This is a genomic window from Serpentinimonas raichei (assembly GCF_000828895.1).
Taxonomy (GTDB): Bacteria; Pseudomonadota; Gammaproteobacteria; order Burkholderiales; family Burkholderiaceae_C; genus Serpentinimonas; species Serpentinimonas raichei.
The window spans coordinates 1,471,374-1,497,274 of the sequence record NZ_AP014568.1 but is presented as its reverse complement, the minus strand read 5'-3'; the positions used below and the strand labels follow the sequence as shown (position 1 = coordinate 1,497,274).

Sequence of the window (25,901 nt, the reverse complement as noted above, 5' to 3'; positions counted from 1 at the left end):
ACCTAGGAGGAAACTGCAATGAACCTGACCAACCGCTACGACTTCGTTTTGCTGTTCGACGTGAAGGACGGCAACCCCAATGGTGACCCCGACGCCGGCAACCTGCCGCGCCTCGATGCTGAAACCGGCCACGGCCTGATGACCGACGTGGCGCTCAAGCGCAAGGTGCGCAACTTCGTCGCCCTTACCAACGCAGATGATCAAGAGACACCAGTGTCTGAAAAGAAATTTGAACCCGGAGAGAAGCGTTTCGAAATCTACGTGCGGGAAAAGGCCATCCTGAACCTTCAACACCAGCGCGCCTACTCGGCGCTCAAGCTCGATGCGCCGGTGGATGAGGTTGCAGAAGCCGCTGATGGTGAAGACAAGAAGACCAAGAAGGGCGGCAAGGAAAAGCGCAAGGGGAGCGCCAGCGATGTGGACCTGGCCCGCAAGTGGATGTGCCAAAACTTCTTTGACGTTCGTACCTTTGGCGCGGTGATGTCCACCGGCACCAATGCCGGGCAGGTTCGGGGGCCGGTGCAACTGACCTTTGCCCGGTCGATCGACCCCATCGTGGCGCTGGAACACTCCATCACCCGCATGGCCGTGGCCACCGAAGCAGAGGCCGAGAAGCAGCAGGGCGACAACCGCACCATGGGCCGCAAGCACACCGTGCCGTATGGCCTGTACATGGCGCACGGGTTTGTGTCGTCGTTCCTAGCCAAACAGACCGGTTTTGGTGCGGACGATCTGGAGCTGCTGTGGCAGGCGCTGGAGAACATGTTTGAGCACGACCGCTCTGCGGCCCGAGGCGAAATGTCCACACGCGGTCTCTACGTGTTCAAGCACGACAGCGAGCTGGGCAACGCACACGCTCACAAACTGTTTGATCGCATCAAGGCCAAGAAAAAGGTGGACGTGCCGCGCAACTTCTCAGACTACGAAGTCAAGGTAGATCAGTCCGACATTCCAGATGGGGTAAGCTTGATTCGCATCGTTTGAAAGGGTCGCCATGACAGACATTCATTTCATCGTCGAAGAGTCACCCGAGGGTGGGTACGTGGCCCGTGCCGTGGGGCAAGACATCTTCACCGAAGCCGATTCCCTGCCCGAGTTGCACACCCTGGTGCGCGATGCGGTGCGCTGTCATTTTGACGAGGGCCAGGCGCCCAGCCTGATCCGCTTGCATATCACGCGCGAAGAGGTCTTGGCCGCATGAGGCTGCCGCGCGATTTGTCGGGCGCTGAGTTGGTCAAGCGCCTTGGGCGGCTGGGCTACACCGTGTCCCGGCAGACGGGTAGCCACATTCGCCTGAGCTGTGCGCAGCCCGGTCGGCACCACGTCACCGTTCCTGTGCACGACCCCTTGCGCATCGGCACGCTGGCGGCGGTGTTGGACGCGGTGTGCCAGCACCACGCGCTCAGCCGCGATGCCTTGCTCCAACGCCTGTTCGACTGAATCACCTTGTCGGCAACGCGCCATGGACCAGGAAGACACCATCCCCCTGTCCGCCCTGCAACACTGGGCCTACTGCCCGCGCCAGTGCGGCCTGATCCACCTGGATCAGGTCTTTGACGACAACGTGCACACCCTGCGCGGGCAGGCCGTCCACAGGCGGGTGGACCAGCCTGGGGTGGAAACCGCCAAGGGGGTGCGGGTTGAGCATGCTTTGCCGCTGTGGCACGACGGCCTGGGGCTGATCGGCAAGGCCGATGTGGTGGAGTTCGACAAGGCAGGGCGACCCTACCCCGTGGAATACAAGCACGGCAGCCGCCACAAGGCGGCAGACATCGCGGCTTGCGACGACCTGCAACTGGCGGCACAGGCCTTGTGTCTGGAGGCGATGACAGGGTTCGCCGTGCCAGAGGGGGCAATTTATTACGCCAGCTCCAAGCGCAGGCGCGTGGTGCTGATCGATGCGCCCTTGCGTTCGAAGGTGCAACAAGTGATGGATGCGGTGCGGGGCATGTTTGAGTCGCAACAGCTTGCGCCGCCGCTGACGGGACCCCAGGCGGTGCAGCGCTGCCGGGGCTGTTCGCTGCGTGATCGCTGCCAGCCAGAGGCCGGGCAATCCGTTCTGATGCAGCAGAGCAGGCAGGCCCTTTTTGATCCGGATGCAGAACCGGGCATACCGGGCTAAGGCCACACCATGCACCTGCTCAACACGCTGTACGTCAACACGCAAGACAGTTACATGCGCCTGGACAACGACACCTTGCGTGTGATGGTGGATGACGAAACGCGGCTGCGTGTGCCGTTGCACCATCTGCAGGCGGTGGTGTGTTTTGGGCGGGTGGGCATTTCGTTGCCGCTGATGCATCGGCTGGCCGAGGAGGCGGTGGCGTTGGTGCTGCTGGATGAAAACGGCCGCTTCAAGGCACGGCTTGAGGGGGCCACTGCGGGCAATGTGTTGCTGCGCCGGGCGCAGCACAACCAGTCAATGAACCCGGCGTTTGCGCTGGACTTTGCGCGGGCTTGTGTGGCGGGCAAGGTGCGCAATTCGCGCCAGGTACTGCTGCGGGGCGCCAGAGATGCCAAAGCTGCAAGCGATGCCGCTGCGTTGACGCGTGGCGCGCAAGACCTGGCCGCCACCTTGCGGGCCTTACCGGATGCGCAAGACTTGGACGTGCTCCGTGGGCTGGAAGGGGAGGCCGCGCGGCAGTACTTCGAGCGGCAGCCGATGCTGGTGAAGGCCGATTTGCGGCTTGACTTTTCCATGGATGGGCGGACACGTCGGCCGCCACGCGACCGCATGAATGCGTTGCTGTCGTTTCTGTATTCCATGTGGATGAACGATTGCCGCAGCGCCCTGGAGGCGGTGGGTCTGGACCCGCAGGTGGGCTTTCTGCATGTGTTGCGCCCTGGCCGTGCGGCCTTGGCGTTGGATCTGATGGAAGAGTTCAGGCCCTTTGCGGATCGCTTGGCGTTGTCCTTGGTGAACCGTGGGCAGATTGGTGTGGATGATTTTCTGGTGCGGGAAGGCGGCGGTGTGTCGTTGACCGCCGACGCGCGCAAGGCGGTGGTGGTGGCTTTTCAGGAGCGCAAGCAGGAAGAGGTTCAACACCCGGTGCTGGCGCAGTCGCTGGCGCTGGGGTTGGTGCCGCTGGTTCAAGCCCGGTTGATGGCGCGCGCCATACGCGCGGAAGCCGACGTCAGCGGCCAAGTGAGTGGTTATCTGCCATTCTTGGTGCGCTGAAAGGTGGTGCATTATGCTGATCATCGTTTGCTACGACGTGAGCACAGAAACCGCAGCCGGTCGGCGCAGGTTGCGCCGTGTGGCCAAGGTCTGCGAGAGCACGGGGCAGCGGGTGCAGAAGTCGGTGTTTGAATGTCGCGTGGAACTGGCTGGCTTTGAAGAGCTGGAGCGGAGGCTGTTGTTGGAAATTGACCCGGCACAGGATTGTTTGCGTCTGTACCGTTTACCGGACACGCGCGGCGCAGAGGTCCGGGAGCATGGGCGCTTCAGGGCGGTGGATTTTGATGCTCCACTTGTGCTTTAATCCTAGGGCTGCGTCATGCTGAATGCGCGAAAGTGAAGTGACGGCAGATTTGCAGCTAGATTCGCGCGCATCGCAACATGATGTTTTTACAGTATCCTTTCAGATGAAGTCAATTTTTCCGGTTGTTTGTGCGCCGCAGCAAACACGGTTCGCGCAACATGCAGTGAAATGGCATGCGGTGCATGGCTGTAGCTGAGAAGGGAATCGCCCGCCAGTAATGGTGGGCGTGGATTGAAACATGTCCAGCAGGACCCTGCTAGGCCCTTCATGTCGAATCGCCCGCCAGTAATGGTGGGCGTGGATTGAAACCCCCGTTTTGCCGACATAGGCTTTTTTAATGTAAGAATCGCCCGCCAGTAATGGTGGGCGTGGATTGAAACTGTAGCGCAGGCGGTGTTCACCAGCAGGCGGTGTTGAATCGCCCGCCAGTAATGGTGGGCGTGGATTGAAACCAGATGGTGCAGGTGTGATCGTAGTAGTCCCGGCGAATCGCCCGCCAGTAATGGTGGGCGTGGATTGAAACATATCCTCCCCCGGCTCCAGTATCTGCATAGTCCCGGAATCGCCCGCCAGTAATGGTGGGCGTGGATTGAAACTTCTTGACCTCGCCTACGACGCCGACCGTGCCGCGAATCGCCCGCCAGTAATGGTGGGCGTGGATTGAAACATGATTTTCGTAGGCGTGATTGCCGTCGGCTGGCTCGAATCGCCCGCCAGTAATGGTGGGCGTGGATTGAAACATGTCGATGACTGACCGGCAAGCGTCGGAAATTGCGAATCGCCCGCCAGTAATGGTGGGCGTGGATTGAAACAGATATTCATCATCGCACTGGTGGCGGCCACGCTCGAATCGCCCGCCAGTAATGGTGGGCGTGGATTGAAACCATTACGGGCTGGTTGCTCCGGGCACTACGGTTGCGAATCGCCCGCCAGTAATGGTGGGCGTGGATTGAAACCAAACGATGATGATCGAACTTCCCGAGTCTGGCAGAGAATCGCCCGCCAGTAATGGTGGGCGTGGATTGAAACGGCCACCACAGAACAAGCCGTGGTGATCGCCCGCGAATCGCCCGCCAGTAATGGTGGGCGTGGATTGAAACTCAATCCTTGCTTGCCGCCGCCGCCACTGCATGGCGAATCGCCCGCCAGTAATGGTGGGCGTGGATTGAAACACCACACCCACCGGCGAGCCAGCAATCGGCGGCGGAATCGCCCGCCAGTAATGGTGGGCGTGGATTGAAACATGGCGGTCTGGTTGATTGCTTTCAGCACTTCGCGAATCGCCCGCCAGTAATGGTGGGCGTGGATTGAAACATCAGTCAATTCATGGCGCTTTTGCCGACGACTGAGGAATCGCCCGCCAGTAATGGTGGGCGTGGATTGAAACCACTCTGTCGCCAGCCCTTGCGAGGTGGCGCGTTGAATCGCCCGCCAGTAATGGTGGGCGTGGATTGAAACTAGAATTGGCAGCGGGTGAGAGTAGCGCCGTCGTTGAATCGCCCGCCAGTAATGGTGGGCGTGGATTGAAACAATCGGTTGCAGCGTAATGGGCCGCCCGGCAATCGAATCGCCCGCCAGTAATGGTGGGCGTGGATTGAAACCACATCAGACTCGGCCCCAAAGGCGCGCAAGTTCTGAATCGCCCGCCAGTAATGGTGGGCGTGGATTGAAACGGCTGTCCAGAGCTTGCTCAAAGCAGCGCTCCTTGAATCGCCCGCCAGTAATGGTGGGCGTGGATTGAAACACAAATCCGTCAAAACGCTGCACCACAGCCATAGGAATCGCCCGCCAGTAATGGTGGGCGTGGATTGAAACAACGCCAACTTGCTACACTTCACCCAAAAGGGTGGGAATCGCCCGCCAGTAATGGTGGGCGTGGATTGAAACTGCCAGCCGGTGCGCGAGTGGTGGACGGATGCGGCGAATCGCCCGCCAGTAATGGTGGGCGTGGATTGAAACATCGACATTTGGCAGCCGCAAACCGAAGCTGGCTGGAATCGCCCGCCAGTAATGGTGGGCGTGGATTGAAACCAGCAACTGCTCATCGCTGGGCAGGCCAAACAGCCCGAATCGCCCGCCAGTAATGGTGGGCGTGGATTGAAACCCGGTGCATCCAGTACGCCACCCGCTGCCCGCGCGAATCGCCCGCCAGTAATGGTGGGCGTGGATTGAAACACCAGTAGGCGCGGCTACGTAGGCTTGCACCAGTTGAATCGCCCGCCAGTAATGGTGGGCGTGGATTGAAACAGCATTTGGGATTTGGCTTGGCGCTGCAAAGGCCAGGAATCGCCCGCCAGTAATGGTGGGCGTGGATTGAAACACCAGTCGGCTTGGCATTGAGCAATCTACAGGGCGAATCGCCCGCCAGTAATGGTGGGCGTGGATTGAAACGTCGTCGAACCCAGCAGCCGCCATCGCCAGCGCCGAATCGCCCGCCAGTAATGGTGGGCGTGGATTGAAACAAATTGCCGCCGACTCGGTGCGCGAGTTGCGCAAGAATCGCCCGCCAGTAATGGTGGGCGTGGATTGAAACGTCTCGTGCAGCCCGCACAAAAGCCACCACCTCTGGAATCGCCCGCCAGTAATGGTGGGCGTGGATTGAAACCAATGTGGCCCTGCACAATCGCGCGGCCTGCTGCTGAATCGCCCGCCAGTAATGGTGGGCGTGGATTGAAACCTCGAGCTCGACCCCGCCCCGCCGCCCCCTCGAGCGAATCGCCCGCCAGTAATGGTGGGCGTGGATTGAAACCTGCTGGCTGGTGGAGGTCTTGCCATGGGCATGATGAATCGCCCGCCAGTAATGGTGGGCGTGGATTGAAACAACCTTCTCGACTCCATCAAGCAGGCACAGCAGGGAATCGCCCGCCAGTAATGGTGGGCGTGGATTGAAACTTTAGCAGCCACGCGCCCGCGATCAATCGCGGCTGGAATCGCCCGCCAGTAATGGTGGGCGTGGATTGAAACTCGTGAAAGCTGTTGAAAACGTCCATGTTTGGATTGAATCGCCCGCCAGTAATGGTGGGCGTGGATTGAAACCTCGGGCGTGTAGCTGCTTAGGGCTGGCTGGCTGGGAATCGCCCGCCAGTAATGGTGGGCGTGGATTGAAACACCGTGGTTGCAGGCGCGCTGACGCGAGGCGGCGCGAATCGCCCGCCAGTAATGGTGGGCGTGGATTGAAACTGTTAAACAATGGGGGGGGCCCGCTTGCGGGGGGGAATCGCCCGCCAGTAATGGTGGGCGTGGATTGAAAACCAGGGCCGCCAAAATGGCTGCGCTGGCTTGCGGCAGAATCGCCCGCCAGTAATGGTGGGCGTGGATTGAAACATGGGCTCGACCATGTAGGGCGTCTCAGTTGCGCGAATCGCCCGCCAGTAATGGTGGGCGTGGATTGAAACCTTGAAAAACCAGGCTTGCGGGTGCCTGGATAACGAATCGCCCGCCAGTAATGGTGGGCGTGGATTGAAACTGGTCAACTGCGACACCTACTTCACGGGTGCCTATGAATCGCCCGCCAGTAATGGTGGGCGTGGATTGAAACGTCCCATTTGGCTTTTTCTGGCGCGCTCCATGCGGGAATCGCCCGCCAGTAATGGTGGGCGTGGATTGAAACATCGAAGCCGTGATGGAGAGTTTGGAGGCTGCGCGAATCGCCCGCCAGTAATGGTGGGCGTGGATTGAAACTTGCACGGGAGGCTGCCCGAGCAGACCGGCTTAGGCGAATCGCCCGCCAGTAATGGTGGGCGTGGATTGAAACTTTGGTGCTGCCGGTAGCCAACTCCCTTGGCCAGGAATCGCCCGCCAGTAATGGTGGGCGTGGATTGAAACTATGGCAGGGACAGTTGCCGAAGCCCGATTTTGTGAATCGCCCGCCAGTAATGGTGGGCGTGGATTGAAACTGTCTCGGCTTTACGTGCCTCTGGCCGCTGATAGCGAATCGCCCGCCAGTAATGGTGGGCGTGGATTGAAACGACACGTCGCCAATGTCGGCCGTCACCTGGTCGGTCGAATCGCCCGCCAGTAATGGTGGGCGTGGATTGAAACTTTGGCCTTTTGGCGCATCAGCTCTGGCCGATGCACGAATCGCCCGCCAGTAATGGTGGGCGTGGATTGAAACTTCGCCACGCAAAGTGCCCGAACCCAAACCTTGACGAATCGCCCGCCAGTAATGGTGGGCGTGGATTGAAACACTATGCGGCACCAGCAACGATGCTCGCTGAATGGAATCGCCCGCCAGTAATGGTGGGCGTGGATTGAAACCACGCGACGTGCGAGGCCGTTGCGAATGTCGGCCTGAATCGCCCGCCAGTAATGGTGGGCGTGGATTGAAACCGCGAACAGCTCGGCCACCAAGCGCTCGGCGCGCGAATCGCCCGCCAGTAATGGTGGGCGTGGATTGAAACTGCACGCGGCCAGTATATACCGCGTGACTTTGTGGAATCGCCCGCCAGTAATGGTGGCGTGGATTGAAACGGCCTACTGGGAGCGTGCCTACCAGCGCCGCCTGGAATCGCCCGCCAGTAATGGTGGGCGTGGATTGAAACCTTTGCAAAGGTGCCCACCGTGGGCGTATAGCATGAATCGCCCGCCAGTAATGGTGGGCGTGGATTGAAACTTCCATCGGTGCCAGCTTGTCGGCATTGGCCCGGGAATCGCCCGCCAGTAATGGTGGGCGTGGATTGAAACAGACCGTGGAGGCATCGAAGCATGGCGCGTGAAAGAATCGCCCGCCAGTAATGGTGGGCGTGGATTGAAACCAGCATTGCCACTTTGAGGATGCCCTATGCCCGAGAATCGCCCGCCAGTAATGGTGGGCGTGGATTGAAACAGGCGTGCGCCAAGGAAGGTCTTGCGGCCAGCCATGGAATCGCCCGCCAGTAATGGTGGGCGTGGATTGAAACAGCCTTTAGTAGCCCGAGTCTTATCTGTACTTGGGAATCGCCCGCCAGTAATGGTGGGCGTGGATTGAAACATTCCATAGCTAAACTACTACAGCCAGTCATTGGTGAATCGCCCGCCAGTAATGGTGGGCGTGGATTGAAACGCACTGTTGTTGATTTGAGACGGCTCGGACTGCCTGAATCGCCCGCCAGTAATGGTGGGCGTGGATTGAAACGGCATCGTACCAGCCGTGCTCGCCTTCGGTGCGCGAATCGCCCGCCAGTAATGGTGGGTGTGGATTGAAACATGGGCTGCACCCAAGAAACAGACGTACCCCGACCGAATCGCCCGCCAGTAATGGTGGGTGTGGATTGAAACGCCGCACCCCCCGGCAAAGGTACTACCAAGCTGCGAATCGCCCGCCAGTAATGGTGGGTGTGGATTGAAACGACTTCCTGCTCACCGAAAAAGGCAAGCGCCACGGAATCGCCCGCCAGTAATGGTGGGTGTGGATTGAAACCGTCTGGATGGCTGCTGCGTTCCCGGCAGCGCTGGCCGAATCGCCCGCCAGTAATGGTGGGTGTGGATTGAAACCCCAGCCTGCCAGACGACCCGTCTGAGCAAAACCGAATCGCCCGCCAGTAATGGTGGGTGTGGATTGAAACGTTGTATGCGTCCTCGCCGGTTTCTTCCTGCCAGGAATCGCCCGCCAGTAATGGTGGGTGTGGATTGAAACGATGAAGAGCTGGCCGTTGTCGTAGGGCGTACCCTGAATCGCCCGCCAGTAATGGTGGGTGTGGATTGAAACTTTTTCGAGTCGGCGCCGCTGGGCGTCAATGTACGAATCGCCCGCCAGTAATGGTGGGTGTGGATTGAAACCTCTGACGCGAGCCGAGGCCCGCGCCCTGTCACCAGAATCGCCCGCCAGTAATGGTGGGCGTGGATTGAAACCTCGCCGTCATCGTCGTGATCTGGGACCTACGCAAAGAATCGCCTGCCAGTAATGGTGGGCGTGGATTGAAACATCAGGTTGCTTCCGTTCTTGTGCACGAAGCGCAGAATCGCCCGCCAGTAATGCCCCCTGACGCTCATTTTTTCTATTGCCTTGACTATCCCACAGAAATGGGTGCATTTTGAGCAATCGATGCACGTCCCTGCGCTCACTTGCCATGCACTTGCTTCGGCCATGGTGTTGGTCGGTGAGTGTGCCGATAACCGTCACGCAGCGTTGATTTCAAGCGTCTTCAGCGCTGCACATCGCCCACGCAGACGTACTTCAGCTCCAGGTATTCGTCGATCCCGTGGTGCGAGCCTTCGCGCCCTAGGCCGGACTGTTTGACGCCGCCAAAGGGCACGTGCTCGGTGGCCAAAATGCCGACGTTGACGCCCACCATGCCGTATTCCAGCGCTTCGCTGACGCGCCAGATGCGCCCCACGTCGCGGCTGTAGAAGTAGCTGGCCAGGCCAAACTCGGTGGCGTTGGCGGCGGCGATGGCATCGGCTTCGGTGTGGAACTTGAACACCGGGGCCAGCGGGCCGAAGGTTTCTTCGCGCGCGCACAGCATGGCGGCGTGGCAGTCGGCCAGCACGGTGGGGGCGAAAAACTGCCCGCTGCCGAGCGCGCTCAGGCGCTGGCCGCCTGTGAGCAAGCGCGCCCCTTGGGCGATGGCGTCGTCGAGGTGGCGCTGCACCTTGTCGAGCGCGGCGGGCTCGATCAGCGGCCCAATGCTTATGCCTTCGGCAAAGCCGTTGCCCACTTGCAGCGTGCCGACCTTGGCCGCGAATTTTTGCAAAAACGCTTCATAGACGCCGGCCTGCACGTAGAGCCGGTTGGCGCAGACGCAGGTCTGGCCGGCGTTGCGGTATTTGCTGGCCAGCGCGCCTTCGACGGCGCTTTCGAGGTCGGCGTCGTCAAAGACGATGAAGGGCGCGTTGCCGCCGAGTTCCAGCGCGAGTTTTTTTACCGTCGGCGCGCACTGCGCCATCAGAATGCGCCCGACTTCGGTGGAGCCGGTGAAGCTTAAGTGGCGCACCGCGTCGCTGGCGCACAGCACCTGGCCGATGGCGATGGATTGGGCGCTGTCGGCGCTGAGCACGTTGAGCACGCCCGGTGGCAGGCCGGCGCGCAGCGCCAGTTCGGCGGCGGCAAGCGCCGTCAGGGGCGTGAGTTCGGCCGGTTTGACGATCACCGGGCAGCCGGCCGCCAGCGCCGGGGCCACTTTACGCGTGATCATGGCCAGCGGAAAATTCCACGGCGTGATGGCGGCGCAGACGCCGATCGGTTGCTTGAGCACCAGCAGGCGCCGGTTCTGGTCGAATTGCGGCAGGGTTTCGCCATTCACGCGCTTGGCTTCTTCGGCGTACCACTCGACGAAGCTGGCCCCGTAGGCGACTTCGCCGCGGGTTTCGGCCAGCGGCTTGCCTTGCTCGGCGGTCATGAGCCGCGCCAGGTCTTCCTGGTGGGCCAGCAGCAGCTCGAACCAGCGCCGCAAAATCTGGCTGCGCTGCTTGGCGCTTTGGTTGCGCCAAGCCGGCCAAGCGGCCTCGGCGGCGGCTATGGCCTGCTGCGCCTCGGCCGGTCCAAGGTTGGCAACGTCGGCCAGCTTGGCCCCGGTGGCCGGGTCGAAGACGTCGAAACGCTGGCTGCCCGGCACCCAGCGGCCGTCGATCAGGGCGTCGGTTTTGAGCAGGGTGGGGTCGCGCAGCAGGCTTAAAGGGCAGGCGGGGGTTTGCATGGGAGGGATCTCGCTCGGTCTTGCTCGGGGTTCAGGCTGGGGTGGGGTGCAGCATAAGGCCAGACGGCGGGGCGCGCCACGGCTCAGGTGTCGCGCAGCGGATTCCAGTGCGCCTGGCCGGAGTCAAGCGCGGGCGGGGGCAGCGGGGCGCGGGGGCGCTGGCCGTCGAGCAGGATCGGGTGCGCCAGCGCGGGCGGGGTGCCCGGCGCACCCTCGGTGCTGCCCGCTTGGGCCGAAATGATCAGGCCGCGCGCCGCCACTTGGGGGTGTTCCAGCACCTGCGCCACGTCCAGTATGGGGGCGCAGGGAATGCCCAGCGTGTCGAACAGGGGGCGCCAGTCGGCGGTGTCGCGCTGGCGCAGCGCCGGGCTGATGAGCTCGATCAGTATGTGGCGGTGTTGCACCCGCGCTGGGTTGGTGCAAAAGCGCGCATCGCGCGCCAGCGCCGGCTGGCCGATGGCTTCGCACAGGCGGCCGAACTGGGCGTCGTTGCCCACGGCCAGTACGAGGTGGCCGTCGCGGGTGGCAAAGACCTGGTAGGGCACGATGTTGGGGTGCGCGTTGCCCATGCGGCTGGGCCGGGTGGCACCGATGAGCTGGTTGCTGGCCTGGTTGGCCAGCATGGCGACTTGCACGTCGAACAAGGCGGCGTCGATCACGCGCCCGCGCCCGCTGCGACCGCGCTCGTGCAGGGCGGCCAGAATGGCGCTGCAGGCATAGACGCCGGTGAGCAAGTCGGTCACGGCCACACCGACCTTTTGCGGCTCGCCCTCGGGCGTGCCGGTGATGCTCATGAGCCCGCCTTCGGCTTGGATGGCGAAGTCGTAGCCAGCATTGGGCGACAACGGCCCGCTCTGGCCGTAGCCGGTGATGGAGCAGTAGATCAGGCGCGGGTTGAGGGCTTGCAGATTGGGCGCATCGAGCCCGTAGCGCGCCAGTTGGCCGACTTTGTAGTTTTCGATCAGCACGTCGGCCTCGCGCGCGAGCTGGCGCACCTGCTCGATGCCTTCGGGCTGGGTCAGGTCGATGGCGACCGAGCGCTTGCCACGGTTGGCGCAGACGAAGTAGGCCGACAGGCGTTGCTCGCCTTCGCCCCACCAGGGCGGGCCCCAGGCGCGGGTGTCGTCGCCGCAGCCGGGGCGCTCGACCTTGATCACGTCGGCGCCGTAGTCGGCCAGTATCTGCGCCGCCCAGGGGCCGGCGAGCACGCGCGAGAGGTCGAGCACGCGCACGCCTTCGAGCGGGCGCGGTGGTGCGGTGGGCGTGGGCGCGGCGGCGGGGTCGGCGTGGAAAGGGGTGGGTGGTGGCATGGCGGGGTGGCGCACGGCTCAGTGGGCTTTTAGGGTCGAACGCGGTAGCAGGAGGGTCGGGTGGGTGGGCCAAGCGGGCGGCTCAGTTGGGCTCGCTGCACGCAGCCAGGGGGCGCATCATTCCAGCAAGTTTAGCGCCCAGGCGGCGCATTTGCACCGAAAACTACAGGGAAAGGTGTTGCCAATTGCACGGCCCTAGGCCCCGTCACATCCGATCGGTTTTACCAGCACAAGCTGCGTGCACCCAAGGCCGCCCCCAAGCCGGCGCAGGCGGCCATGCCCAGCACGTACCAAGCGGCCAAGAACGGCGCCGCCATTTCGGCGCAGTGCAGCGAATACACCAGCGCTGCCAAGGCACCCGCCAGCCAACCGGCGGCCGCACCGCTCCAGCCTGGCCGCGTCGGGGCCAAGCCGCGCAGGGCCCAAAACAGCCCCAGCCCCAAGGGCAGGGCGGTGAGCACGATGTTGAGGCTGCACACGCGCCAGGTCTGGCCCAGCAGCAGATCGAGCCGCTGCGCGGGCGCGGCCTGCCACAGCACCCAGGCCGCCCACAGCCACAGCAGCGCAACGGGCAGCAGCACCGCCCAAGCCAGCGCGCCCGGCCGCATGCCGGGGTGCGCCAGCCGCCACAGCAAGGCGGCACCGAGGGCGCTTGCCAGCGCCGGCATCAGCAGCTTGCTCCAAAACGGGCCGCTGCCGATCACCTCCAGCAGATCGGGGCGCACGCCCAAGCCCCAGACGACCCAGAGCAGGGCCAGGCCCAGCCCCGCCAGCAGCGCCAGCGCGAAGCGTTTTTCTGCCGCGTGCCGGGGCACGGCTTGGGTGTCGGAGGCCAACAGGCGCAGCAATTCGTCGGTGTTCATGTGCTTTTCTTCCAGGCGAGTGCCAGGGCTTTGAGGCCGCGGTGCACCCCGACCTTGATCGCCGACTCCGACAAACCCGTGGCCAGCGCCGCCTCGCGCACCGATAGGCCGTCGATTTTGGTGCGCACGATCGGCAACCGCTGGTGGTCGGGCAGGGCGTCGAGCAGCAGCGCCAGATCGCGTTGCGTTTCGTGCACGCGGTCGTCGGTGTGGCCAAACAATTCCATTTCGTCGTCCAGCGGTTCGTTGAGCGCCTCGTGCCGCGAGCGGCGGCGCCACAGATCGACCAGCTTGTAGCGCGCCAGCGCGTGCACCCAGGCCGTCAGCGGCTGATCGCGCCGGTAGGTGTGGCGTTGGGCGTGCAGGGCCATCAAAGTCTCCTGAACCAAATCTTCAACTTCATCTGGCAAGTTGTTTAATCGATGACGAAAATATCCGCGCAGCAGCAGCGTCAGCCGTTGCAGGAAGCGGTGGTAGGCGGGGGCATCCCCGTCCAGCCCCAGCAGGAACAAGCCGCGCAGCTCGTGCTCAGTTGCAGTCACATCGCTAGTTCGTTGCATGGGGGGCCAAGGTTACAGCGGGGTCAAAAAATAATTTTCTGCTGCGCACTGTAACCGCTGGCCGCCTGCCAACGAACTAGCAGGTGCCACGGCACTGCGCTGGATGCAGCCGCCGGGCATGGCAACCCTACACTTTCATGGAGCTTTTGATGAACACTCGCACCCTTGGACATTCGCTGGCCGCCGTGGCCACTCTGGCCGCTTTCACGGCCCTTTCTGCCGGCGTGGTTGTGGCGCAAGACCGCAGCAACACCGGCCAGCGCGTGGCGCAGGAGCGCTGCTTTGGCGTTTCGATGGCGGGCAAGAACGACTGCGCCGCCGGCCCCGGCACCAGTTGCGCCGGCAGCTCGCGCGTGGACTACCAGGGCAACGCCTGGAAGTACGTTCCGGCGGGCACCTGCACCTCGATCAAAACGCCCACGGGCATGGGCTCTTTGACCCCGATCCGTTCCTGAAACCCACATGCTGCAAGTGGCTGTTATGAATCCGACACCGGCTGCGAGCTTGGGGGCCGGGCTGGGCCTCAAGCCGGCGCATTACGACGCGGCCTGCGCTTGCAGCGCCAGCGGCCTGTGGTTCGAGGTTCACCCCGAGAACCACCTGGTCGAGGGCGGGCCGCGCCTGGCGTGGCTGGAGGCGGTGCGTGAGCGGCATCCGCTTTCCTTGCACGGGGTGTCGATGTCTTTGGCCGGCCCTGACGAGCCCGATCCGCTGCACCTGGAGCGCCTGGCCGCGCTGTGTGAGCGGGTGCAGCCGGCGCTGGTGTCGGAACATCTGGCGTGGTCGGTGCTGGACGGGCATTACGCGCCCGATCTGCTGCCGATCGTGCGCAACCGCCAGGCGCTGGTGCGGCTGGAGCGGCGCATCGACCAGGTGCAGGAGCGCTTGCAGCGGCGCATCGCGATCGAAAACCCTTCCCACTACCTGGTGCTGCCGGGGCACGAGTGGGAGGAGGCCGATTTTCTCAACACGCTGGCGCGGCGCAGCGGTTGCGGGCTGTTGCTGGATGTGAGCAACGTCTATGTGTCGGCACACAACCTCGGTTTTGATCCGTGGCCGGTGCTGTGCGCGTTCGATCCCGACGCGGTGCTGGAAATTCACTTGGCCGGGCACCACGCCGACCCGCAGTGGGGGGAGCGCTTGCTGATCGATTCGCACGCCTCGGCGGTGCCAGAGGGCGTGTGGCAGCTCTACCAGCGCCTGATCGAGCGCATGGGGCCACGCCCGACCCTGATCGAGCGCGATGGCGACATCCCGCCGTTTGAGGACTTGCTGCTCGAGCGCGCACGCGCCCAGCGGGGTTTGGAGGGCGCTGGTTGGCAGCCGCTGGGGGCGGCGCAATGGCCAAGGGGTGATTGCAATGCCGATGCAGCGCAACCGCAGGGTGGCGCCAGTGGGCGCGACCAGACCGACCCTTTGCGAGGCGGGCAATCATGAACCCACGCTCGGATTTGAACGGCTTTCAGCACACCTTCTGGGCCGCGCTGTGGGCCCCGGAGGCGCTGCCGGACAAGGAGGCGGCCCAAGCGGCCCTACCCGAGTGGCAAACCCAGCCCGGTTGGCAGGTTTATCGCAACACCGTGCTCAAGGGCTGCGTGGATGCGCTGCAAGCCAACTTCCCGGCCGTCGCGACCTTGGTGGGTGAGGCGTGTTTTCGCGCCTGCGCCCTGGACTACGTGCACGCGCACCCGCCCCGCGACCGCCGCCTGCTGTGCTACGGCGACGGTTTCCCGAATTTTTTGGGGCGGTGTGCAGCCTTGGTCGGCTTGCCCTACCTGCCCGGTGTGGCCCGGCTGGACTGGCTCTGGAACCAAAGCCACAGCGCCGCCGAGGCAGAGCGCCTCTGGCCCGAGGATTTGGCCGGCTTGGCTGCGGTCGATCTGGCTGCGCTGCGGCTGCCGCTGCACCCGGCCACGCGCTGGGCCTGGTTTGCCGACCTGCCGATCGGCAGCCTCTGGCGCGCCGCCCGCGAGCACTGGGACGACCCCAACCCGCCCCATTGGCAGGGTGACGGCCTGCTGTTCACGCGCACCCCAGACGGCAATGTGCAGTGGCAGCCGCTCAGCCCAGCCGCTGCCGCCTTGCTCGACGCCTGCGCCCAGGGCTTGCCCTTGGGGGTGGCACTGGATGCGTCGCTGAACCCCGGCCCCGACCCGGTGCAGACCTTGCACGCCCTGCTCAAGCTAGGCGTTTTTGCTCGCCCGACCTTCTCTTCACCCCTTGCGCTGGAGCACCCCGCATGAACACCCAAGCCATCACCGACCGATTCGAACGCTGGATCAGCCACGAGCTCATCGCGCTGGCCAGCCGCTTCGGCTTGGCCGGCATCTTTTGGTTCTCGGGCCGCACCAAGGTCGATGGCGGGTTGCAGGTCAACGAGTCGGCGCTGCTTTTGTTCGAGCACGAATACGCCCTGCCGCTGCTTCCGCCCCTGTGGGCGGCGCACCTGGCCGCGTACGCCGAACACCTGTTTCCGCTGCTGCTGGTGCTGGGTTTGGGCACGCGCTGGGCCGCGCTGGGCCTGCTGCTTATGACGGCGGTGATCCAGTTCTGGGTCTATCCCGACGCCTGGCCGACCCATTTGACCTGGACCGTGGCGCTGCTGTACCTGCTGGGCCGTGGCGCCGGCCGATTCTCGCTCGACCATGCGCTGTGGGGCCGGAGCTAAAGCGGATCGGGCGAGCGGCAGCGCCTTATTTGGGGGGCGCCACGCCCTTGGCCGCCGCCAGCGCCGCGCCCAGCAGCGCCAGCCCTTCGTCGAGCAGGGCGTCGGAGGCGGTCAGCGGCACCAAGATGCGGATCACGTTGGCGTACAGGCCGCACGAGAGCAGCACCAGCCCGCGCGCCAGCGCTTCGGCGCAGACGCGCTGGGTCAGCGCCGGGTCGGGCTGTGGCGGGCCAGAGGCGTGTGAGCCGGTCTGCACCGTACCGGCTTGAAACAACTCGATCGCCAGCATGGCCCCAAGGCCGCGCACGTCGCCGATTTCGGGGTGCTGCGCCGCCAGCGCCTGCAAACCGGTGCGCAGCCGTGCGCCCACGGCTTGGGCACGCGCCAGCAACTGCTCTTGCTCGAACACCTCGAGCACCGCCAGCGCCGCAGCGCAGGCCAGCGGGTGCCCGGCGTAGGTGCCGCCCAGGCCGCCGGGGGCGGGGGCGTCCATGAGCTCGGCGCGGCCGATCACGGCCGCCAGCGGAAAGCCGCCGGCCATCGACTTGGCCATGGTGATGAGGTCTGGGCAGGCCTGCGGCCCCCACTGCTCGCACGCCAGCCAGGTGCCGGTGCGGCCGGCGCCGGTCTGGATCTCGTCGGCGATCAGCACGATGCCGTGGCGGTCGCACAGGGCGCGCAGCGCCTGCGCAAATTCGGGCGGGGCCACGTAAAAGCCGCCTTCGCCCTGCACCGGCTCCAGGATGATGGCGGCCACGCGGTTGGCTTCGACGTCGTACTTGAACAGGTGTTCGAGCGAGCGCAGCGCATCGGCCACGCTCACGCCGTGCAGCGGGTTGGGGAATTCGGCGTGGTAGATCTCGGCCGGGAACGGGCCAAAGCCGCTTTTGTAGGGCGCGACCTTGCCGGTGAGCGCCATGCCAAGCAGGGTGCGGCCATGAAAGCCGCCGCCAAAGGCGATCACCGCCGAGCGCCCGGTGGCCACGCGCGCGATCTTGACCGCGTTTTCTACCGCCTCGGCCCCGGTGGAGAGGAAAAACGCCTTCTTGGCAAAGTCGCCCGGGGCCTTGGCCAGCAGGCGCTCGGCCAGCTCCACGTAGGGCTCGTAGGCCAGCACCTGAAAGCAGGTGTGGTGGTATTTGTCCAGCTGCTCCTTCACCGCCTGCACGATGCGCGGGTGCCGGTGCCCGGTGTTGAGCACCGCGATGCCGCCGGCAAAGTCGATGTAGCGCCGGCCTTCTACATCCCAGACTTCGGCGTTGTCGGCGCGCTCGACGAACACCTCGTAGGTCTGGCCCAGCCCGGCGGGCAGGGCGGCACGGCGGCGCGCCATCAGGGCGGCGTTGCTGGGGGCGAGCGGGGGGGAGGGGGCGTTCATGGTGCAGATGCGAGGATGATGCGGGCGTGAAGCGGGCCAGAATGGCTGCGGGGATGAGTTGGAAGCCTCAAAGCTCCCAAGTCGAGCCGTGCTCGGGCACCAGCGCGCTCCAGCGCAGCTCGGTTTCGATGCGCCGGCGCAGGGTGTCGGCGGCTTCGGGTTCGCCGTGGATGACGAAGGCGCGCTGCGGCTGACCCGGAATGGCGCGCAGCCAGTTCAGCAGTTGTGGCGCGTCGGCGTGGGCCGAGGAGGAATGCAGTTGCAGCACCTCGGCGCGCACCGGCCAGTCTTGGCCGTGGATGCGCAGGCTGGTGCCGCCGTTGGCGAGCGTGGCCCCGCGCGTGCCGGCGGCCTGAAAGCCGGTCAGCAGCACCAGGTTGCGGTGGTCGCCCAGGTACAGTTGCAGGTGGTGCAGCACGCGGCCGCCGGTGGCCATGCCGCTGGCCGACAAAATCACTTTCGGGCCGTGCTGGCGCGCAATGGCTTTGGACTGGTCGGCGCTGCGCGTCATGGTGGCGGCGCGCGCCATGGCGCTGCACTCGGCGGCGCTCAGGCGGTGCTGGCCCAGGTGCTGGGCAAACAGCTCGGTGCTCTCGATCGCCATCGGGCTGTCCAGAAACACCGGCAGCGCCTGCGGGATGCGCCCTTGCTGCTTGAGCACCGCAATGGCGTGCAACAGCGCCTGCGCGCGACCGACCGCAAACACCGGCGCCACCACGGTGCCGCTGCGGGCGGCTGCGCGTTGCAGCGGTTCCGCCAGTTCGTCGATCAGGTTCTCGCTCGGGTGCTCGCGGTTGCCGTAGGTGGACTCGACGAACACCGCATCCGCTCCCGGTGGTGCCTCGGGCGGGAACATGAGCAGGTCGTCGCAGCGCCCGAGGTCGCCCGAAAACAGCAGCCGCCGCCCGCCCACTTCGAGATACAGGCTGGAGGCGCCCAAAATGTGCCCGGCTCCATGAAAGCGCGCCTGCCAGCCCGGCAGCGGCTCGAACAGGTGCAGTGGCGCCACGCTGCGCAACTGTTTCAGGCATTTGCGCGCATCTTGTTCGGTGTAGAGCGGCAGCGCCGGGTGGTGTTTGGAAAAACCCTTGCGGTTGGCGAACTGGGCGTCTTCTTCCTGGATGTGGCCGCTGTCGGGCAGCAGGATGCGGCACAGGTCGCGCGTGCCCGGCGTACACCAGACCGGGCCGTGGTAGCCCTGGCGCACCAGCAGCGGCAGGTAGCCGCTGTGGTCGAGGTGCGCGTGCGTGAGCGCCACGGCGTCGATGCCGCCTTCTTCCAGGCCCGGCAGCGCGGCCCAGTTGCGCAGCCGCAACTGCTTGTAGCCCTGGAACAGGCCGCAATCGATCAGCAGGCCCTTGCCCGCATGCCGCACCAAAAACTTGGAGCCGGTGACAGTACCGGCCCCGCCCAGGAAGATGACTTGGACGCTCATGCGTCCATTGGATCACAAAACTAGAAGAAAAACGCCTTCGCTTTCTCGAACCAGCCTTTGTCGTTCGGGCTGTGTTTGTTGCCGCCTTTTTGGAACGACTCTTCCAGTTCGCGCAGCAGCTTGCGCTGGTGTTCGGTGAGCTTGACCGGGGTTTCGACGTTGATGTGGCAGTACAGATCGCCGGGGTAGCTCGAACGCACGCCCTTGATGCCGCGCCCGCGCAGTCTGAAGGTTTTGCCGTGCTGGGTGCCTTCGGGGATGTCGATAGGGGAAATCAACGATCCCGACGAGTCAAGAAGATTTGTGTGGGCATGCCATGACCTTCGACGCCGACCTTGACCTCCGCCAATCTTTCGCCGAGCGATGCCGCGTCGTCGGCGAAGGTGAAGATGATCGCACTGGTGCGAGATTGCTGCCGAGCGACGGTCCAATACGAAAGTCCTTGGTCCATCCAGATGGTGCAGTCCGGGCCTCGATCAAAGCGAATCACCATTCGCCGTCCATGGATAAGATCACGCTTGGCCTTTGAGGTGATCGAGGCCCTCAGGCCGCAGTACTCTAGGGCTGAGTGCAGGGCAGCATCGCGAAGTTCGGTGCTTGGCCAGTCGCTCGTCCATTGGTCTCGATGACGCCCTTGTCGCGTGTCATCAATGTACATGGATGACACGATGATCTCGGGGTCATCCCACCGGTCCATTGGCTCGAATCGAACCTTCAGAGCACTGATCAACTCAATCAACAGAGCGCAACTGAGTGGCGTCACAAGATAGCGATCTTCGTAGATCACCGATACGATCGATCCGTCCAAAGGCAGCCCGTTGGGCAGGTCAGGTGGGCTGACCGCGGCCCAGAATCGCATGCCAAATCCTTGGCCCGGGCCGTCCAGTTCTCCCGCTACCTCGATGGCCCGCGCACCGGCAGATGTGGGCGGTGGAAGTTTGGGTGCTGCGTTGGTGAGCGCTGGGGTGGAACTGGACGAAACCACTAGGGGAAGTGCTGATCCCAATACGCCCCATCGGAGGTCCGGAACCGCAAGCCATTGATCTGACACACCCCATGATGTGCAAGTTCCGTCGAGGGCCTCAACTGTAGCCAAGCAAACACCCGAACTGCTGACCACTGGTGGATTGCCAACGAGGAGCTTGACGTTACAGATTGTTTCTAGGCTACGGAGCGTCGACGCGTTCCCGATAGACAGCGAGTTGAGGTCGGCCAAGGGTGTCACGAGGGCGAGCCCAACGCCACTCTTCACTGAGAGGCGATGCAATAGCTGGCGAAGTGGCGAGGCAGCAATGTCCCAGTCCGATGGATCTCCAGCCATGAACACGTAGAGGCACCTAGCGTTGGTACGATTGAGTTCGCGCGTGATCGCCTCGGCTAGGGGTTGGTATTCCGCTCGAGATGTCTTGCCAAAGATCTGCTGATCTTCCTTCAGTTGCAGCGATTGAATCCACTCGTCGCTCAGAAACTGAAGCGCTGAATGCCTATTGAGACTGTCCAGCCGGAACCGCGTGTCGAACGTCAGCAGGCAACTCTGACACGCAGACTCGCACTCGTTCTCGCACATCAAAACCTTGCGCGCGTCCCGAAGTAAACTGGGCAAGTCCGTGACAACAAGGCTTGAGTAGCCACCAGAGCGCATGTCGAAAATCTGAACCACCCGACACGGTCTACCGTTGGGGTCTCGGATAGGCTTGGTGTCACAACCGAGCTCGCTCTCTTCGACGCCAAGCCGAGCAGCTATCGCGGTTCGAAGGGCAACAGCCAGCGTATAAGCGGCGTCAGCAACCGCCAAGGCGTGCCCATCCAGTCCCACCAGAGATAGCTCCAGCACGTCGGTGGTGTACTCGCGACCGAAACTGACACCTTTCTTGATCTTGAATGGGCTATCGCTGCCGCCACAGTTCCAGTCATCTCCGTTGCCTCGTCGGCCGCGTAGTCGCTTGTGCGGACGCTTGAACACCGCAGGAGTTTCCTCCGGATCCTCGCCGTGCCCTAAAGGCGCAGCCCGGCCGCACTCTAGGCAGACTGCATATCCAGAACCACCTAGGCCCGACGAAAAGTGAAAGACCGATCCTTCCGAAGAGCACCTGAATGCGCCCAGCGCAGGGTTCGCTAGGGGCACCCAGTCGCCCTGAGCTGAGATCCACGGTGTCTCAACCGGTATGTACTTCTGGAGGCTGATGTCGTTGTGAGTCTCGGAGTAAAGATCGACGCTGAATCCCGCCGGCTCTAGGTACTGCTTGTTGCGATTGCCTTCGCGAGTCAGCCGCGCGCCACACTCAAGGCAGTGATCCAAGGGCGAGGCCAGCACGCTGGTGCCACTAGATCCGCAGTGCCCACATCGCCAAGCTTGACGGATGTTCTGCAACTCATTGACTTGATCAAGTGTGGCGGGTGCGTGCCAGTTGAGGGTGATACCTGCAGACTCGTAGACAAGACCATCGATGACCACACTGGCGCCCGGCGCGTACTCCCGGAGAGCGGTCACCGTGTCGCGGCTAGGCAACTCCCGCCGCTGGTAGCGGTTGTCCTCGCGCCCCCCGGACTCGCCGCGAAACTGGTTGAGTTCCGCCGAGTCCTTGTTCAAGGTCTCAAAGGTCGTGATATCCGTGGGGAAACCGTAGCCAGGGAGGAACCCGCTTGTTGCGAGCTCGCGCAGAAGGTACTCCCCGGTGAGCCTCTTGCGCTGAATCTGCAGGGCCTTGAGCGGGATTCTGTCCTCGTCAGTTCGCTTGGAAAGCTCGGAGATCTGCTCGTCGATCGCATTCAACTCCGCCATCCACTCAGTCGCATGACGCGCCGCAGCCTGCCCAACGTCCGCGACGAGTGAGAAGTTCGACTCGCGTCCCTCCAGAACGGTTCGCTTCACAAGCGAGCTGATGCCGAGATTCAGGTCGCGGTGTGCGTCTGGCTTGAAGCACTCGCACCATGCGACAAACCGCTCTTGTCGACTGCTCCCCCGGGGCAGCATCCACCAGTCGAGCGTCAACTTGTCCAGCTTGCCTTGTCGGTCCTGCAAACGAAGGAACTTTGACAGAAGCAAGGAATTGACATGCCGCTGAACAAGCTGCGGGCTCGACAGCGAGATGCCCGGCGTGGAGATGCGGGTTTCGAACGGCCACGTCGTGTGTTTGAAAACGTGCTGATCATGTGGATTGTTCTTGCACACGGTGAGCGCAATCGAGCGTGTCTCGGAGCGACGACCTGCACGTCCGGCCCGCTGAAGGTAGTTCGCGGGATGCGGAGGAACGTTGTTCATGGCAACCGTGTTGATGCCGCCGATGTCGACGCCCATTTCCATCGTCGTCGAACAGCTCATCAGGTTGATTGCCCCTCGCTTGAACTGCCCCTCGTACTGCTGAAGTCGGCTCCCAGCCTGTTGCGCCGAGTGCTCGACAGCGCGAAAGTAGCCTGCCCCCTCAATCACGCGGTCGTTGACATTGGACCAGATGCCTTCTATCCGGGCATCTACCAGCGATGGTTGAGCTTCAACCCAGGCGCGTGCTGCGAGAACCTTCTCGGACTCACTGGAGAAGTCACGACCGATGACATCGCAGACTGGGATTTCGATGGACCGGCAGAGGACCACGTCCTCACGCATCTGTCGCTCAGGCAAGTACGGCGTTGCCCCGCGCAGCGTGACGTCCAGAATGCGCCTCGTCACCGGGCAGACCCATCCCTTGGTGATGGTCTGGAATGCAAAGTCGGCAAGATCTAGGTACCGGCCTTGGCCGCCGCCTAGCTGCAACAGGTTGGCGGTGCCGGAGAGATCGTCCCATGCAGCAAGCAGCAAGCTGTCGATCCGATCGCGGCCTGTAGCCGTTTGCGGATCGACTTTCAGCGCATACGCTAACAGTCTTACCAGTCGGTGCTGCCGATCGCCAAGGCGAACCTTGGGCCACTTTAAGAGCTTCGAGGTGCTGCGCTCTACCGACAAAGGCGGTAGCAGTTGCTTTGAGAAGACTCGATTGCCTCCCCACCGCTCCCAGCTTGTGGGCAGCTTCAAGCAGAAGCTCTGCCGGACATAGAAGTCCAAGCAGATTTTCAGGAAATCAACCCACTCGGGCAGCGTCATCCCAGCCTGTTCGACTGCGGGCCGTCTGGAGACGATGGCTGCAAGCTTGGGGTATTTAACCGCCATCAGCCCCATGGTCTCCAAGCTGTTCTGGCGCTTGGGGCGCCGAGCGAACTCTCGACACAGGAGAATCTCGGTCAGAAGTTCCTTGCCACGCCCCGTTCGGAAATGTGAGTCGGATTCTTCGTAGTACCTGTGGATCCACCGGCTGATGTCGGGTACTTGAGTGGCCAGCCATTGGACAAGCTCGGCATGCAGTACCGGCTTGCCGCCTGCCAGCTTCCTCAGCTTCTCCTCGTCGTCCCTCATCATCTTTTCGACAGTCAAGGCCGCCGGCGTACCTGCCGGAAGCACCTTGAGTACGGTGCTGTTGTCCGCCAGCCTCTTATTGATCTCGGCCTGTTCCGGCCCAGACGAAGACATCGCAAGTACGAGCCTACGATACACCGCAGCGCGCAAGGCATTCCGCTCGGCATCCTGCTGAAGCTGCGCCGCGATGCGTGCTGTTCCTTGTCGGCTGTCGGTGAAGGTGATCATGCGACGGCCTCGCATCGGCGAGTCGAGCGGTTGCTCCCCGTCAGGACAGAACTCCAACAGCGTTGGGATGATGTTCCCCAGCAGGAAGGGCGCTCCCAGCATCGGGCGTCTGAACTGTTCGAGCTGCGGCGCTGCGCCACCGCAGCCAGGGCATTTCAGTACCTGTTGCTTGTCGATGAGCGAAACGTCCTGCACCCTCAAAGCCAGGGCTGACTCCACGGGCTTGGGCACGAGCTCAAGCGTCTCGACGTCAATGGAGACTGCTGCGCCACGACTTGATCCGTTGACGATCAACGCGTGGGTTCGCGGCCCAGACGTCGGCGCTTCGTCATCAGCCACGTCGTCGTCACTGGGTTCACGTTCCTCTGGGTCTCGATCCAGCGTGAACTCGTCAACATCGTCCTGCATGGGCGGCTTCAAACACCGCATTCCGCCGCTGTAGATCAAGTCCGCACTCAGGAAGGTTTCGTTGCAGTCATTGCAAGAGGTCAATGGGAACACTGGTGCGCCACAGCCGCAGCGGCTGCGCTCTTCGGTATAGACCAAGCCGAAAGGCCAATCGGCATCTGCGAGCAGGGTCGTGATCTTCTTGCTGCACAAAGGACTTGCGCAGGCCCAAAGGCCGTTCAGCGTGTTGTGAAAGGCGTGAAGGCGAAGCGGAAGGAAAGGAACCGCTTCACGCCCGGAACCCTGAACCGCGCTGGTCAGCAGGTCGATCCACTCAAGTGCCTCAGTATCCGTCCTCGTAGGGCCGGCGCTCTGCAACGCCTTCTTGATGGCGGAGAGGGGTTGATAGCCCTGTCCGGACACCGCAGGAACGAAGAGGTCTCGCAGCTTTCGCGCTACTGGATGAACGGCAAGCCGAAGATATCGACCCTCGTCATCCGGGAGACTGGCAAGCTCGGTCGGGCTTGTCTTGGCAGCTGCCAAGTCAATGGGCGCATCGACTTGCGGAACACGTCGTTCGCCCTCAACAACAACCACCCGACCAGTCTCAACACCTGCAAGCTTTGCGAGAAACTCTTGCAGTTGCGCCTTTGCATTAACGTCTCCGGAACCGATCGTTGCCGAAGTAGCAACGAAGTGAACTTTCTGCGCGTCGGTGCCGAAGGCATGCAGCACGCGACGAAGCAAGAGCGCCAGTTCCGCCGCCTGTGAACCGATGTAGTTGTGTGCTTCGTCCAGCACGATCCATTCGAGTGTGCCCTGCGACTGCTCGAGAATCGGCGCATCCTGAGCACGGACGAGCATGTACTCCAGCATCGTAGGGTTTGTCACCAAGATCGGCGGCGGTCTGCTTCGAAGCGTCGCGCGGTCGTGAACCTCGTTGGGCGACTCCCGGTACTTCTCAGCCCTGGCCTCTTCCGGAGTCATGCCGTTGTAAAGGCAGAAGCGGATGTCACCGTTGAACGGGCCGGTCCACGCGCGCAGCCGTTCTCGCTGACTCTGAATCAGGGCATTCATGGGATACAAGAACAGGGCGCGTATCCCACGAATGTCAGGTTCCTTGGTGCGTGCGTGCGCAAGGCTGCTTAGCACGGGAACCATGAAGCACTCGGTCTTCCCGGACCCCGTGCCGCTGGTGACGACCACGGATTGATAGCCCGGGGCGAGAAGTGCATTCCATGCCGTGAGCTGGTGGACATAGGGCTTGGCCTCGCGCGGGAACCGGTACTCCTTGGCGTTGTCTCCCCACGGCTTGTCCATGGCATTGACTAGGTCAGCATGAAGCAGCCCCTTCGTCAATGAGGCCATGCTCGCATCGGCCTGCTTCCACCCGAAGGTGGCTTCGAAGACAGGGTCTGCAAGGAAGCACCCGGTTTCGCCAAAGCCCCTAGCGAAGATTTCAAAAAGGTGCTTTCGGAGCGGCTGGTTGGAGAAGCCGAGCTTGCTGATCGTGGCGCGGGCCGCGCGTGTTGACAGCTCTGGCAGCAGATCGGCGAAGTAGGAGGTTTGCATCGGGATACAAGTGATCGG

General features: G+C 63.1%; 17 protein-coding genes, 1 pseudogene and 2 CRISPR repeat arrays. Of the genes and pseudogenes, 10 read left to right on the top strand and 8 right to left on the bottom strand.

The features are described from left to right. Nucleotides 1-18 precede the first annotated feature (18 nt). Genes cas7c through cas2 form a run of 6 tightly spaced genes read left to right on the top strand, consistent with a single transcriptional unit; the run spans nt 19 to nt 3,482 of the window. A complete protein-coding gene (gene cas7c, locus SRAA_RS06925) occupies nt 19-984 on the top strand; it encodes a type I-C CRISPR-associated protein Cas7/Csd2 (RefSeq protein ID WP_045531687.1) in 966 nt (321 codons plus the stop codon). 10 nt (nt 985-994) lie between these two features. Continuing rightward, nucleotides 995-1,201, top strand: a complete 207-nt coding sequence (locus tag SRAA_RS06920) for a 2-oxoisovalerate dehydrogenase (protein WP_045531686.1) — start codon at nt 995-997, stop codon at nt 1,199-1,201. Beyond that, nucleotides 1,198-1,440, top strand: coding sequence for a type II toxin-antitoxin system HicA family toxin (locus SRAA_RS06915; protein ID WP_045531685.1), 243 nt, complete (start codon nt 1,198-1,200; stop codon nt 1,438-1,440). The genes SRAA_RS06920 and SRAA_RS06915 overlap by 4 nt, the downstream gene beginning before the upstream one ends. Nucleotides 1,441-1,462: 22 nt before the next feature. Next, the gene (gene cas4 / locus SRAA_RS06910) at nt 1,463-2,122 is read left to right on the top strand and encodes a CRISPR-associated protein Cas4 (RefSeq protein ID WP_045531684.1); all 660 of its coding nucleotides are present in this window, start codon (nt 1,463-1,465) and stop codon (nt 2,120-2,122) included. Between the two features lie 9 nt (nt 2,123-2,131). Then, on the top strand, nt 2,132-3,178 hold the full coding sequence (gene cas1c, locus SRAA_RS06905; protein WP_045531682.1) for a type I-C CRISPR-associated endonuclease Cas1c: 1,047 nt from the start codon (nt 2,132-2,134) through the stop codon (nt 3,176-3,178). 13 nt (nt 3,179-3,191) lie between these two features. Next, nucleotides 3,192-3,482 (top strand): CRISPR-associated endonuclease Cas2, encoded by a 291-nt coding sequence (cas2, locus tag SRAA_RS06900; RefSeq protein WP_045531680.1) that lies wholly within the window; start codon nt 3,192-3,194, stop codon nt 3,480-3,482. Nucleotides 3,483-3,683: 201 nt separating this feature from the next. Further along, nucleotides 3,684-7,882: a CRISPR direct-repeat array (repeat unit 37 nt; unit sequence GAATCGCCCGCCAGTAATGGTGGGCGTGGATTGAAAC). Between the two features lie 103 nt (nt 7,883-7,985). Further along, a CRISPR array of direct repeats spans nt 7,986-9,384; the repeat unit is 37 nt; unit sequence GAATCGCCCGCCAGTAATGGTGGGCGTGGATTGAAAC. 220 nt (nt 9,385-9,604) lie between these two features. Here cas2 and SRAA_RS06895 read toward each other — a convergent pair. From SRAA_RS06895 to SRAA_RS06880, 4 genes are all read right to left on the bottom strand, one after another. Beyond that, entirely contained in the window at nt 9,605-11,095 is a 1,491-nt protein-coding gene (locus SRAA_RS06895) for an NAD-dependent succinate-semialdehyde dehydrogenase (protein WP_045531678.1), read from the bottom strand. A gap of 83 nt (nt 11,096-11,178) precedes the next feature. After that, nucleotides 11,179-12,405 (bottom strand): CaiB/BaiF CoA transferase family protein, encoded by a 1,227-nt coding sequence (locus tag SRAA_RS06890; RefSeq protein ID WP_052467602.1) that lies wholly within the window; start codon nt 12,403-12,405, stop codon nt 11,179-11,181. A 221-nt stretch (nt 12,406-12,626) separates the two neighbouring features. Next, on the bottom strand, nt 12,627-13,268 hold the full coding sequence (locus SRAA_RS06885) for an NrsF family protein (RefSeq protein WP_045531675.1): 642 nt from the start codon (nt 13,266-13,268) through the stop codon (nt 12,627-12,629). After that, nucleotides 13,265-13,828 (bottom strand): sigma-70 family RNA polymerase sigma factor, encoded by a 564-nt coding sequence (locus SRAA_RS06880; protein ID WP_045531671.1) that lies wholly within the window; start codon nt 13,826-13,828, stop codon nt 13,265-13,267. The genes SRAA_RS06885 and SRAA_RS06880 overlap by 4 nt, the downstream gene beginning before the upstream one ends. 149 nt (nt 13,829-13,977) lie before the next feature. Here SRAA_RS06880 and SRAA_RS06875 point away from each other — a divergent pair, with 149 nt between their 5' ends. From SRAA_RS06875 to SRAA_RS06860, 4 genes are read left to right on the top strand one after another with little or no spacing between them, the layout of a single operon-like run. Beyond that, the gene (locus SRAA_RS06875; RefSeq protein ID WP_045531669.1) at nt 13,978-14,283 is read left to right on the top strand and encodes a BufA1 family periplasmic bufferin-type metallophore; all 306 of its coding nucleotides are present in this window, start codon (nt 13,978-13,980) and stop codon (nt 14,281-14,283) included. 25 nt (nt 14,284-14,308) lie between these two features. Next, the gene (bufB, locus tag SRAA_RS06870; RefSeq protein ID WP_082039957.1) at nt 14,309-15,265 is read left to right on the top strand and encodes an MNIO family bufferin maturase; all 957 of its coding nucleotides are present in this window, start codon (nt 14,309-14,311) and stop codon (nt 15,263-15,265) included. Next, nucleotides 15,262-16,071, top strand: a complete 810-nt coding sequence (locus SRAA_RS06865; RefSeq protein ID WP_052467513.1) for an HvfC/BufC N-terminal domain-containing protein — start codon at nt 15,262-15,264, stop codon at nt 16,069-16,071. The genes bufB and SRAA_RS06865 overlap by 4 nt, the downstream gene beginning before the upstream one ends. Continuing rightward, a complete protein-coding gene (locus tag SRAA_RS06860; RefSeq protein ID WP_045531667.1) occupies nt 16,068-16,496 on the top strand; it encodes a DoxX family protein in 429 nt (142 codons plus the stop codon). The genes SRAA_RS06865 and SRAA_RS06860 overlap by 4 nt, the downstream gene beginning before the upstream one ends. Before the next feature lie 25 nt (nt 16,497-16,521). Here SRAA_RS06860 and gabT read toward each other — a convergent pair whose 3' ends face one another. From gabT to SRAA_RS06840, 4 genes and pseudogenes are all read right to left on the bottom strand, one after another. After that, entirely contained in the window at nt 16,522-17,874 is a 1,353-nt protein-coding gene (gene gabT / locus SRAA_RS06855) for a 4-aminobutyrate--2-oxoglutarate transaminase (protein WP_045531665.1), read from the bottom strand. 67 nt (nt 17,875-17,941) lie between these two features. Beyond that, on the bottom strand, nt 17,942-19,309 hold the full coding sequence (locus tag SRAA_RS06850; RefSeq protein ID WP_045531662.1) for an MBL fold metallo-hydrolase RNA specificity domain-containing protein: 1,368 nt from the start codon (nt 19,307-19,309) through the stop codon (nt 17,942-17,944). A 20-nt stretch (nt 19,310-19,329) separates the two neighbouring features. Next, a pseudogene (locus SRAA_RS06845) lies at nt 19,330-19,575 on the bottom strand (DnaJ C-terminal domain-containing protein); the annotation flags it as partial. Between the two features lie 8 nt (nt 19,576-19,583). Next, complete coding sequence (locus SRAA_RS06840) at nt 19,584-25,883, bottom strand: DEAD/DEAH box helicase (protein ID WP_045531654.1); 6,300 nt, start codon at nt 25,881-25,883, stop codon at nt 19,584-19,586. Between the last annotated feature and the right edge of the window lie 18 nt (nt 25,884-25,901).